This is a genomic window from Paraburkholderia phenazinium (genome assembly GCF_900100735.1).
GTDB classification, from domain to species: domain Bacteria; phylum Pseudomonadota; class Gammaproteobacteria; order Burkholderiales; family Burkholderiaceae; genus Paraburkholderia; species Paraburkholderia phenazinia.
This window is the reverse complement of sequence record NZ_FNCJ01000002.1, coordinates 696120-709126: the sequence shown is the minus strand read 5'-3', so window position 1 is coordinate 709126 and position 13007 is coordinate 696120. Positions and strand designations below refer to the sequence as shown.

Annotated in this window: 6 protein-coding genes; all 6 read left to right on the top strand. The window is 66.5% G+C overall.

Annotated features, from left to right (window positions below):
* The first annotated feature begins 42 nt into the window (after positions 1-42).
* From bcsP to BLQ92_RS06945, 6 genes are read left to right on the top strand one after another with little or no spacing between them, the layout of a single operon-like run.
* The gene (gene bcsP, locus BLQ92_RS06970) at positions 43-1083 is read left to right on the top strand and encodes a cellulose biosynthesis protein BcsP (protein ID WP_090682808.1); all 1041 of its coding nucleotides are present in this window, start codon (positions 43-45) and stop codon (positions 1081-1083) included.
* The gene (gene bcsQ, locus BLQ92_RS06965) at positions 1080-1868 is read left to right on the top strand and encodes a cellulose biosynthesis protein BcsQ (RefSeq protein WP_090682805.1); all 789 of its coding nucleotides are present in this window, start codon (positions 1080-1082) and stop codon (positions 1866-1868) included. The genes bcsP and bcsQ overlap by 4 nt, the downstream gene beginning before the upstream one ends.
* Positions 1865-4075 carry a UDP-forming cellulose synthase catalytic subunit gene (gene bcsA / locus BLQ92_RS06960; RefSeq protein WP_090682804.1) on the top strand — a complete coding sequence of 737 codons (2211 nt, stop codon included), beginning with the start codon at positions 1865-1867 and terminating at the stop codon, positions 4073-4075. Before bcsQ ends, bcsA begins: the two co-directional genes overlap by 4 nt.
* 3 nt (positions 4076-4078) lie before the next feature.
* A complete protein-coding gene (gene bcsB, locus BLQ92_RS06955; RefSeq protein ID WP_090682802.1) occupies positions 4079-6592 on the top strand; it encodes a cellulose biosynthesis cyclic di-GMP-binding regulatory protein BcsB in 2514 nt (837 codons plus the stop codon).
* A 1-nt stretch (position 6593) separates the two neighbouring features.
* Positions 6594-7763 carry a cellulose synthase complex periplasmic endoglucanase BcsZ gene (gene bcsZ / locus BLQ92_RS06950; RefSeq protein WP_090682800.1) on the top strand — a complete coding sequence of 390 codons (1170 nt, stop codon included), beginning with the start codon at positions 6594-6596 and terminating at the stop codon, positions 7761-7763.
* Positions 7754-12604, top strand: a complete 4851-nt coding sequence (locus tag BLQ92_RS06945) for a cellulose synthase subunit BcsC-related outer membrane protein (protein WP_090682798.1) — start codon at positions 7754-7756, stop codon at positions 12602-12604. The genes bcsZ and BLQ92_RS06945 overlap by 10 nt, the downstream gene beginning before the upstream one ends.
* Positions 12605-13007 lie beyond the last annotated feature (403 nt).

Sequence of the window (13007 nt, the reverse complement as noted above, 5' to 3'; positions counted from 1 at the left end):
GACAGCACAAGACCAGACAGACTTGAACAAGACGGCGGCAACATGAGTCCTTCCAGCGACATCGAAACACTCTTCGGGCATTTTGGCGGCAATCCTGGCGACTACCAGGAAATTGGCCGCGAGAACGAAGCAAGCTCGGCGCGCACGCGCTGGCCGTTGCTCGTCACGCTGGATCTGAAGCAACCGTCCATTCCGGCCATTGCACAACCGCGCGACCCGGCGTCGAAGCAGGCCGTCGCAGCCGATCCGCATACGCAAGTGGAAGCGCAGCAAGGCGACGCGCAGACGGCCGGCCCTGCTCAACCGGAGCAAACCGCCAGCGCGCTTCTGCGCAGCAAGGCGCCGCTTTTCACGCGCTCGCACCGGCGCACCATTCCGCCGGTCGGTAATGCCGCTACCAAGCCCGAGACCCCGCGTGGCGCAGAGCGCTTTTCCGCTATTCCATCAGTCATTGAAGCCGTGCCTGGCGCGGATCAGGCCGAGCCGAACGCCGTGCCGGTAACTGCTCCAGCACCGGTAGCGGTGGCGGCGCCCGCTGCCCTGGACGATGGCTCGTCGGGCCACGGAACGCCGGTGACGGCGCCGGGGCATGCTGTTACGGCGCCCGCGACACCTGCGATTCCCGCTGTCGCCCCGGCGCTCACGCCCGCTGCGGCGAGGCCGCCGTTATCCGCCACCGTACCGCCCGTTGTCGCCGGCGGCGTCACGGCAAGTGCAACCACGCTGCGCACACCTGCGATTCCGGCGTTTTCGGCAAGGCTCGCAGTTCCCGTTGCCGCCCGCCAGCAGCCGGCAGCGCCGGTGGCATCCGTCGCGCCCGCTATGCCCGCAGCAACCGCGGCTCCAGCCCGTGCTGCGGCAGCGGCCGCAGCGGCCACGCCCAAAGCCGAGCCGCCCTCGATTCTCGGCAAGCTGTTCGCCCCGGCCGCGCCCCAACCCACGCCGTCTGCCGCAGCGCCCGCCACCGCTGAATCCGCACCGGCGCCGCTGGGCTCCGTATTCGCCCGTTTGCGCGGCGACGCCGGCACAACCGCGGCGCCAGCTCCCCATTCGTGGCTGACCAACGGCCCGCGTCGCTCATGAAAGTCATTGCGGTCGTGTCCGCGAAGGGTGGCGTCGGCAAGACCACCCTCGCCGCCAATCTTGCTTCCGTTCTCGCCACCAACGGCCGGCGCGTGATCGCGCTGGATCTCGATCCGCAAAACGCGCTGCGCCTGCATTTCGGCGTGCCGCTCGACAGCATCGACGGCCTGTCGCGCGCCACCCTGAGCGGCGATGCGTGGCAGAGCGTCATGTTCGACGGCGTCGATGGCGTGACCGTGCTGCCGTACGGCGCTGTGATTGAAGACGACCGGCGCCGCTTCGAAGCGCATCTCGACCGCGACCCGCTATGGCTCGTGCGCTCGCTCGGCACGCTCGGGCTCGATGCATCCGACATCGTGATCATCGACACGCCACCGGGCTCGTCGGTCTATACCCGCACCGCATTGTGCGCGGCGACCTTCGCGCTAAACGTGGTGCTCGCCGACGCAGCGTCCTATGCGGCGATTCCGCAAATGGAGCGGATGATCGAGGCCTATGCCGCGCCGCGCCCCGACTTCGGCGGCGAAGGCTACGTCGTCAACCAGGTCGACCAGTCGCGCCAGTTAAGTAAAGACGTCCTCAAGGTGCTGCGCCATCTGCTTGGCGACAGACTGTTTCCTGGGGTCATTCACCAGGACGAAGGGGTCAGCGAGTCGCTCGCCTGCGACACCACGCTGATCCACTACGACCCGCTCAGCCAGGCCGCCGCCGATTTCCGGGCTTGCGGCCAGTGGCTGATGTCGCGGGTCGACGCGATCGCCGTTTCGCCGGGGAGTGTCGCATGAGCACACCGCAACCGCAGGGTATCGAATCCGCCGCGCCACCCTCGCGGCTCGAGCGCATCGTCGACGCGCGACTATGGAGCAGTACGCCGGTCGTGATCTGCCTGACGCTGTTCGCGCTGGTGATCCTGTACTTCGTGTTCACCGTGCCGCTGGAGTTCTACGAGCAACTGACCTTCGCGACCTGCTGCTTTATCTGCGCGCTGCTGTTTCGCCGCCTGCAGGGCCGCTATGCGACGCTCGTGATGATCATGCTGTCGGTGGTCGCGTCGGGCCGCTATATGTTCTGGCGGCTGACTGCCACGACTTACTGGGAACACCCGCTCGACGCCGTCTGGGGCCTGCTGCTGGTGTCGGCCGAAGTCTATTCGACCGTCGTCATGATGCTCGGCTACTTCCAGACCGCCTGGCCGCTCAAGCGCGAGCCGATGCCGTTGCCGGCCGACCGCAACGCATGGCCCACGGTCGACGTGTTCATCCCAACGTATAACGAGCCGCTCTCGGTCGTCAAACCGACCATCTACGCGGCGCTGGCGCTCGACTACCCGGGCGACAAGCTGTCCATCCATGTGCTCGACGACGGCCGCCGCCCGGAGTTCAAGGCGTTCTGCGAGGAAGTCGGGGTGAACTGGACGATCCGCACCCACAACCGCCACGCGAAGGCCGGCAACATCAACGAAGCGCTGAAGATCACCAACGGCGAATACCTGGCGATCTTCGACTGCGATCACATCCCCACCCGCTCGTTCCTGCAGATTGGCCTCGGCTGGTTCCTGCGCGACAAGCTGCTGTCGATGCTGCAGACGCCGCACCATTTCTTCTCGGCCGACCCGTTCGAGCGCAACCTCGGCACCTTCCGCAAGGTGCCGAACGAGGGCGAGCTGTTCTACGGCCTGGTGCAGGACGGCAACGACCTGTGGAACGCAACCTTCTTCTGCGGCTCGTGCGCGCTGTTGCGCCGTACGATGGTCGAGGAGATCGGCGGCATTGCGGTGGAGACCGTCACCGAAGATGCCCACACCGCGCTGAAGCTGCACCGCCTCGGCTACACCACCGCTTATCTTGCGATTGCACAGGCGGCGGGACTCGCCACCGAAAGCCTCTCGGGCCACATCGGCCAGCGGATTCGCTGGGCGCGCGGCATGACGCAGATTTTCCGGATCGACAATCCGTTGACGGGCAAGGGTCTGAAGCTCGGCCAGCGGCTGTGCTACCTGAACGCGATGATGCACTTCTTCTACGGCGTGCCGCGCCTCGTGTTCCTGACCGCGCCGCTGTCGTTCCTGTTCTTCGGCGCACACGTGATCGAAGCGGCGGCCAGCACGATCGCCATCTACGCCCTGCCGCACATGATGCATGCGAGCATCACCAACTCGCGCATGCAGCGCCTGTTCCGCCATTCATTCTGGGCGGAGGTGTATGAATCGGTACTGGCCTCGTACATCACCGCGCCGACGCTGCTCGCGCTGATCAATCCGAAACTCGGCAAATTCAACGTCACGGCCAAGGGCGGCCAGATCGAAAAGAACTACTTCGACTGGGCCATCTCGCGTCCCTATCTGTTCCTGCTGCTGTTGAACCTGATTGGTTTCCTCACCGGGGTCGTGCACATCTACCTGAAGTGGGGCGTGCACAGCGAAGTACAAACCACCGTGCTCAATCTGGCGTGGACCTGCTACAACATGCTGATCCTCGGCGCGAGCGTGGCTGCGGCGAGCGAGCGCAGGCAGATTCGTGCGGTGCACCGCGTGGCGATGAAAATGCCCGTGATGCTGAAATTTTCAACCGGCCGCACGCTGGCTTGCCAGACCATCGACTACTCGGAAGGCGGTGTGGGCGTCGAACTGCCGAACGGCATCGAGGTGCCGATGCATGAACGCGTCACCGTGTCGCTGTTTCGCGGCGACGAAGAATATGCGTTCCCTGCGACGGTCGGCTTCGCGGCGCCCGGCCGGGTCGGCTTGCGTTTCGATGCGATGTCGCGCGAGCAGGAATACGAGTTCGTGAAGTCCACCTTTGCACGCGCCGATGCCTGGATGGGCTGGGCCGAGGGGCGTCCGCAGGACACCCCGTTGCGCGGACTCTCACACGTATTGCTGGTCGGCGCACGCGGGATCGGCGGCCTGTTCGAACATCTCTACGAAGACCTGCGCGGCTCGATGCGAAGCCGCCCAATCGACGTCAAAAAGCTGGAAACGAAAAAAGACTGACTTATGGGCAAAGGGATTGCGCAGACACACACACAACACTTGCAAGGCGAGCGCGGCATGACGGGGGGAGCGACGCCTTTGCGTTCGCGTCGGCTCGTTCGCGCACTTGCCTGCTGGCTGGCTCTGCAGACCGCATTTGCGGCGCCGTTGGCGGCCGCCGCCGGACTCGCCGCGAGTTCGCCGCGCGCGGTGGCGCCCCCGGGCACGCCGGTCGCCACCGGCGTGGGCAACGTGCCCGCCCCGAGCGCAGCTGTGCCCCTGGATCCCAATACCATCAACCAGCCGGCACTGGCCACGCCGACCCCGGCACTCGCCGCGTCCTCGGTCAAGGCGCTCGGCATCAAGACGCCGACCACCGCCGAACCGGGCACGCTGGTGCCGGGCGGCCGCCGCCAGTCGCTGACCTTCGCCGACTACGGCGCGCGCGATCCGCTGCAATTGCGCGGCGTCGACGGCCAGAACGGCATCGCCTTCTCGGTACGCAACGACGAAGTGGTGACCGGGGCGATCCTGCACCTGGTCTACAGTTACTCGCCGGCCCTGCTGCCGTCGATCTCGCAGTTGAAGGTGCTGGTGAACGGCGAAGTGGCGGCGACGCTGCCAGTGCCGCACGAACAGGCCGGCATGCTGGTGGCGCGCGATGTTTCGATCGATCCGCGCTTCATCACCGAGTTCAACCATCTCAACGTGCAGTTGATCGGCCACTACACGCAGCAGTGCGAAGACCCGGCAAACTCGTCGCTGTGGGCCACCGTCAGCAATGCGAGTTCGCTCGATCTGACCTACGCCTCGCTCACCAGCAAGCCGGATCTGGCGGCGCTGCCGCAGCCGTTCTTCGATCGCCGCGACGTGCGGCGCCTCGAACTGCCGTTCGTGTTCCCGGCCAAGCCGGGCTCCGAGACGCTGGAAGCCGCCGGCATCGTCGCCTCGTGGTTCGGCGCGCTGGCTGGCTATCGCGGCGCCCTGTTCCCCGCCCAGATCGACGAAGCGCCGCTGTCGGGCAACGCAGTGGTGTTCGCCACCGCCGACCAGCGACCCGCGGGCGTGACGATTCCGGCCATCTCCGGGCCGACCATTGCGGTGGTGGACCGCGAAGCGCCGGCGCGCGGCAAGCTGCTGCTGGTGCTCGGGCGCACCGAGGCCGAACTGAAGACCGCCGCCAAAGCGCTCGGCGTCGGCCAGAGCGTGCTGTCCGGCGAAAGCGCGACCATCACCCAACTCAACGAACTCGCCCCGCGTGCGCCGTACGATGCGCCCAACTGGCTGCCCACCAATCGTCCGGTGCGCTTCGGCGAACTCGCCGAAGCGCGCGACCTGAGCGTGTCCGGCTACGACGCCGACGCCGTGCGCGTCAATCTGCGCGTGCCGCCCGACCTGTTCATGTGGCACACCAAGGGCGCGCCGATCGACCTGCGCTACCGCTACACGGTGCGTCCGGCGCCGGACCGCTCGTCGCTGAACATCAGTATCAACGACGGCTTCGTGCAGGCCCTGCCGATTCCGGCGCGGGCCGCCTCGGTGTTCGACCTCGGCCATTACTTCAACAACATCCTGCCGGACAACAGCGCCGACACGCGGCGCACCGTCTACATTCCGCCGCTGCTGCTGACGCCGCGTGCGCAGTTGCGGCTGCACTTCTACTACGACATTCCGGACACCGGCGAATGCCATGGCCGGCTGCTGGATAACGTGGTCGGCTCGATCGATCCGAATTCGAGCATCGACCTGTCGTCGTTCCCGCACTACATGGCGCTGCCCGATCTGGCGGCGTTCGCCAATAGCGGCTTCCCGTTCACGCGCATGGCCGACCTGTCCGAAACCGCGGTGATCCTGCCGAACGATGCGGATTCGAGCGACTACAGCCTGTACCTGCTGGAGATGGGCCGCATGGGCGCCTCGACCGGCTACCCAGCCACCGGCGTGATCGTGACGACCGCCGACCAGGTGGATCAGTTCGCCGGCAAAGACCTGTTGATTTTCGGCGCCCCCGGCCGCCAGCCGCTGTTGCAACGCTGGGCCAAAGCGATGCCGTTTTCGAGCGACGGCGACTCGCGCACTTTCGAGCTCTCCGACATCGTCTTCAAGCTGGAAGACTGGTGGCACGGCGAGCGCGGCGTGGAACGCGCGCCGGCGCGCGCCGACCTGTCGCTCGTCAGCTCGAACGGCGCGGCGCTCCTGACCGGCTTCGAATCGCCATTGCAGAAGCAGCGCAGCGCGGTGGCGTTCGTCAGCGCGGCCGGCCAGTCGGATGCCGACCTGAGCTCGGCCCTGCTCGATGCCGACGTGCTGCCGCAGATTCAAGGCGCGATGGCCGTGATCCATGGCCGCAGCGTCACCATTACCTCGAACGGCAGTGCCTACTACCTCGGCCACCTGTCGCCAGAGGAATACCTGCGCTGGGCGCTGTCGTCGCATCCGCTCCTGCTGCTGCTGGGCGGCATACTCGCGGCGTTGATCATCGCCGCGCTGTTCTACCGTGCGCTGCGCTCGATCGCGGCGCGCCGCCTGAAGGATTGATATGCCGGTCAAATTCAACACGGCACCTTGGGCGCTGGCAGTCGGTCTGATTGCTTCGCTCACCTCATCGAGCGCGGCTGCGACCACTGCCGCCACGGCCGCGCAATGCGACTGGCCAGCCTACCGCAGCTTCGTCCAACGCTTCGTGCAGGCCGACGGGCGCGTGATCGACTATTCGACGCCCACCCAGCAGACCACCTCCGAAGGCCAGTCCTACGGCATGTTCTTCGCGTTGGTGGCGAACGACCGCGCCACCTTCGACCGGCTGCTCGACTGGACCCGCACCAACCTCGCCGGCAACCAGTTCGATGCACAGGAGGTGCGCCTGCCTGCATGGCAATGGGGTAGAAAGCCGGATGGCTCGTACGGCGTGCTCGATCCGAATTCTGCTTCGGACTCCGACCTGTGGATCGCCTACGACCTGCTGCAAGCAGGCCGCCTGTGGCATGACGCCGGCTATACGAAACTGGGCGAAGCGCTTGCCGCGCAGATCGCGAGCAAGGAAGTCGCGAACCTGGCCGGCCTCGGCCCGATGTTGCTGCCCGGCCCGCAAGGCTTCCAGAGCGCTGGCGTGACACGCGTCAACCCAAGCTACTTGCCGTTGCCCGTGCTGCGCGCACTGGCCAAGGCGCAACCGGGCGGCCCGTGGAGCAAGCTCGCCGACAACGCTTATCAGCTCGTCAAGACCACGGCGCCGCAGGGCTTCGTGCCCGACTGGGCTGCGTGGCGCGCCGGCCAGTTCGTGGTCGATCCGAAAAGCGGCGACACCGGCAGCTACGATGCGATTCGCGTCTATCTGTGGGCCGGCATGACGGCGCCCTCCGATCCGCTCGCCAGGCCCTGGCTCGCGGCGCTCGGCGGCATGCGCAACCAGGTCGCCCAGGCCGGCTTTCCGCCCGAGAAGGTCGCGGCGACCACCGGCATGGTGAGCGGCGAAGGGCCGCTCAGCTACTGGGGGGCGCTTGCGCCTTACTTCAAGGCGCTCGGCGACGAGCGTGGACTCGCCCTCGCGCGCACCCATCTGGCAGCGCTCGACAACCCCGTTGCAGGTCGCGAACCTGTCTATTACGATCGTGTGCTGGGCTTGTTCGGCACCGGATTCATCGACGGCCGCTATCGCTTCGACGAAGCCGGCCGGCTTGTGCCGAGTTGGAGAAACGCATGCGATTGAGCGCCCTCGCGCTGGCGCTGAGCCTCGTTAGCGTCGCTACCGCGACGCTGCCCCCCGTTGCCTTTGCCGAGACCTCGGCCGATCCGCTCAACGTCCTGATCGACCAGGGCAAGTACTGGCAGGCGCACCACCGCGGCGACCTCGCCGAGCAGGCGTGGCAGAAGGTGTTGCGCATCGATCCGAAGCAGCCCGATGCGCTATTCGGCATGGGCATGGTGCTCGCCGACCGCAAGGACGGCAGCGGCGCGCAACAGTACCTGGCGCGCTTGCGTGAAGTGGCGCCGAACTACCCGAACATCGACGAACTAGGCCGGCGTCTCGGCGAATCCAGTCTGCGCGACCAGACCGTCAATGACGCGCGGCGTCTGCAGCAAAGCGGCCAGGCCGCCAGCGCCGTGCAGGAATATCAGCGCGCTCTGCAAGGCAAACCCGCTACGCCGGAGTTGCAGCTCGAGTACTACCAGGCGCTCGCCGCGACCCCGCAAGGCTGGGACCAGGCGCGCCGCGGCCTGCAGCAGCTCGCGCAGCAGAATCCGGACGACCCGCGCTACGCGCTCGCCTACGCTCAGCACCTGACCTATCGCGACGTTACGCGCCGCGAAGGCATTGCACAGCTCCAGAAGCTCTCCGGCGACAACGCGGTGGGCGCAGCGGCGCGCAAGAGCTGGCGCCAGGCGTTGCTGTGGCTCGACGCCCGCGCCTCGGACGCCCCGCTCTACCAGAGCTACTTGCAGCTCGCGCCCGATGACTCCGCCGTCAAGGCGCGCTACGACTCGATGGTGCAGCAGGACGCCTCCGCCCGCGAACGGGCGCAGCAAAACGCCGCTGTCGATGCGCGCGGCCGCACCATCGCTGACGGCTTCGCGGCGCTCGACCGCAGCGACCTCGCCACTGCCCGCGCCAAATTCTCGGCGGTGCTGGCGAGCAGCCCGAACGACAGCGACGCGCTCGGCGGCATGGGCATCGCGGCACTCAAGCAGGAGCATTTCTCCGAAGCGCGCGACTACCTCGAACGGGCCTCGCGCAGCGGCAATCCGGCGCGCTGGAAAGACGCGCTGCTGAGCGCGAGTTACTGGACCTACACCAGCGACGCCATCGGTGCGCGCAGCAACGGCGAATTCGCCAAGGCCAAGTCGCTGTTCGAGCGCGCGATTGCGCTCAATCCGTCCGACGTCACGGCGCAGGTGCTGCTCGGCGAGATGCTGCTGAACAACGGCGACCCGGTCGGCGCCGAACAGGCGTACCGGATGGCGCTGCGCCGCCAGGCCGACAACCCCGATGCGATTCGCGGCCTCGTCGGTGCGCTGGCCGCGCAAGGCCGCGGCGACGAAGCCCTGCAGTTCGCCAACCAGCTCAACGCCGAACAGCAGGCCAAAGCCGGCGGCATCAACCGTCTGCGCGGCGCGGCGCAGGCCTCCCAGGCGCGTGCCGCCGAAGCGCGCGGCGATCTCGGCGCGGCCCGCAGCCTGTTCGAAGATGCGCTGCTCAGCAATCCTGACGATCCATGGCTGCGTCTCGACCTTGCCCGCATCTACGTGCGCCAGGGCGCGGTCGGCAATGCGCGCAGCATGATGGACGGACTGCTGGCAAGCCATCCCGACATGACCGATGCGCTCTATGCGAGTGCGCTGCTGTCGGCGGAAACCCAGGACTGGTCGACCGGCCTCGCGCAACTGGACCGCATTCCGCTCGCCCAGCGCACCGATGCGATGAGCACCCTGCAGCACCGCCTGTGGGTCCATCAGCAAGCGAGCCTGGCCATCCAGTTGGCAAAGAGCGGGCAAACCCAGCAGGCCCTCGCGACGCTCGCAGGCGCGGAACCGGTGGCGGCCGGCAACCCGGAGCTGATCGGCGTGGTGGCGTCGGCCTATCAGCAGGCGGGCGATTCCAACCGCGCGCTGTGGCTCGTGCGCAGCGCCATGAGCGCCGCGCCCGGCAACACGGATCTGCTGTTGCAATACGCCGGCATCCTGCTCGCCACTCATCAGGATGCCGAACTAGGTAGCGTGATGCGCCAGCTTGCCGCGACGCAACTGACGCCGCAGCAGCGCACCGATTTCGGCAATCTGAACCTGGCGATCGTCGTGCGGCAGTGCGACGCCGTCCGCCAGCGCGGCGACCTGGCGAGCGCCTACGACGTGATCGCACCGTGGCTCGCGGCAATGCCCGACAATCCCGACCTGCAGGCCTCGCTCGGACGCCTCTATTCGTCGGCGGGCGACGACCGCAATGCGCTCGCCAGTTACCGCGTGGCGCTCACGCGCCGCCCCGACGACCTGAGCCTGATGCTCGCCGCGATCCCGGCTGCGACCGGCAGCAAAGATTTCCGCTACGCCGAAGCGCTGGCGACCCAGGCGCTCAATGCCGCGCCGGACGATCCCGGCGTGCTCGCCGCCGTCGGCCGTATGTACCGTGCCGAAGGCAAGCTGTCGCTGGCTTCGACCTACCTGCAGCGCTCGCTGATCGCGGCCAATACGCCGGTCACGAGCGGCGCGCCGCGCGCCGGCTCGGCGAGCAACGTGCCACGTGGCTGGGAAGTGGCGATGCGCCGGATCGGCGCGACGCCGCTGCCCGGCACCAATCCGTTCGAAGGAAAAACCGCCATCATTGCGCCGGCCGACGCCACAGGCGCGCCCGGCGGCTCCGGCTTCACCAGCCCAAGCGGCGGGTTCAACGCAAGCGGCGCGGCCCGGGCGTACAGCGCGCCTGCAGCCTATCCGCCGGCCGCTTACCCGAGTACGCAGCCTTCCTATCCGACGCAGACCGTGCCGAACTATCCGCCGCCCTCGCAGCCCGCGCCTTACGTGGCGCCGTATGTGGCTCCGTCCATGACACCTTATGGCGCGCCTTCCGCGCTGCCCGCCAATCCGTCGGCCGCACCGAGCTCCAGCAACGCAGCGGGCGGCTACGGTCCCGACTACGACGGTTCAAGCCAGACCGGCGCGCCTGGCGCCGCGCCCTTGCAACCGTACCCGGGCCAAGGTCAGACGCAGGTCCAGCAACCGCCGTTGCCGTATAACCCGCCCTACCCGCAAGCCGCGCAGCTCTATGGCGCACCGGCTCCCTATGTGTCCACGCCCTGGCCGATGTCGCCGGCGGCGCGCGAAGCGCAGGCCAATGCCGCTGGGCAGCAGGGGCAGGCCTACTATCCGGCGATCCCGACGGGAACCGCGAACGCACAGCGCAAGACCAGCAAGAAGCAAACTGCAACACGCAATGCCAAGGGCGCGACTTATGCGCAGGCGCCGTATGGGCAGCAAGGCTATGCACAGCAGCAGCCTTACTACGGCCAGCAACCCTATCCGCAGCAACAGCAGGGCTACGGGCAGCCGGCCTATGCACAACAGCCGTATCCGCAACAACAAGGGTACGCGCCACAACCCTATCAGCAGCAACAGGGATATGGTCAGCAGCCCTATCCGAATCAGAACTACGGCAATCAGGGCTACCCGGCTCAAGGCTACTACGCGCAGCAACCATACATTCCGCAGCCACCCGCAGGCTACGCCCAGCCCTATTACCCGCAAACGCCTGCGGCGCAAACCGCGCCGGCTGGTAACGGCAGCTATGCGCCCTCGCCGGCCAGTGTGGCCAACTCGCAGACGCTCGGGGTCTCGGAAGAACTGGCCCAGGTCAATCGCGAACAGACCAGTACCGTCTCGGGCGGCATCGTGTTCCGTGATCGCGCCGGCGAAGACGGCCTGTCACAGTTGACCGATATCGAAGCGCCGATCGAGGGACGCATCCAGGCCGGCAACGGTCACATCGTCGTGACGGCCACGCCGGTGACGCTCGATGCGGGCACGGCGAGCGGCCAGCTCTCGACGCTCGCGCGCTTCGGCTCCGGCCTCGCGCCTTATACGCCGGGCAAGCCCACGGCCTCGACGCCCGTGACCAGCGCCACCAACCAGTTCGGTGCGCAGAACGCCAGCGGCGTGGGCCTGTCGGTCGGCTACGAAACCCGCAGCCTGAAGGCCGATGTCGGCACCACGCCGATCGGCTTTCCGGTCGAGAATGTGGTCGGCGGCCTCGAGTACGACGGCGGCGTGACCGACAAGGTGTCGTACACGCTAGCCGTGGCCCGGCGGGCCGTCACCGACAGCCTGCTCTCGTACGCCGGCGCCAAGGACCAGGGGCAGAATCTCGAGTGGGGCGGCGTCGTGTCTAACGGCGCGCTCGCCAGCATCTCCTGGGACGACGGCACGAGCGGCCTGTACCTCAATGGCTCGTTCCAGTATCTCACCGGCAACAACGTCCAGGACAACTACGCAGGCAAAGGCGGCGGCGGGGTCTATACACGCATTTACAAAGATGCCGACCAGACCTTCACAGTCGGCATCAACACGACGTTGATGCGCTACGACAAAAACCTCTCCTACTTTACCTACGGCCAGGGCGGCTATTTCAGCCCGCAACAGTACGTGATCCTGAACCTGCCGATCGAGTACATGGGCCGCAATGGACAGTTCACCTACGACCTGAAGGGCTCCATCGGCGTACAGCACTACCGGCTGGACTCGTCGCCGTACTTCCCGAATAGTCCGGGGGCTCAGGCGGCAGCTGCCGCGAATATGGCCAGCATCACCACGACTACGCTCGACAGCGGCGCGGTCTATCCCGGCCAGAGCAAGACCGGTATCGCCTACTCGTTTAGAGCGGTGGGCGAATATCAGCTCGCGCCGCAACTCGCGGTCGGCGCGATGGCCTCGCTCGGCAATGCCTATCAGTACCGTGAATATCTGGCCGCTGTGTATGTGCGCTATAGCTTTACCAAACAGGCCGGACTGCAACCGTTCCCGCCGGCAGCTTTGACGTCGCCATACCTGTCCTTGACGAATTAGCCGGACGATCGGGGAATCGGACAGCCGGACATTAACTCGACCACACGTGCATGCGTTCGGCATGAACGTGTGGTTGCAACCATCGTTCCTCTCTCGCGGCTCTAAAGCCGCAGCAAAACGCCTCGCAAACCGCGAAGTTATCCCCACTTTTTGTGAGCAAGCCTGTGGACAACCTGGTAGCACGTCGTCTAAGTGCCTGATGCGATACGACTATGTCCTGCCGTTGCAGGGGCGGGCAAAAGCCGGCCATCGCGCGTTTTGCAAGGTATTTAACAGTTCAAACCGTTCCGATCCGCCGCGATAATCAATAAAACCGCCGCGCGTCAATTAATCCGATTAATAAACGCGCAGACTTATACCGCGATTAGCGAACTCCGGTTTATGCTACGGCTTTAAACCAATC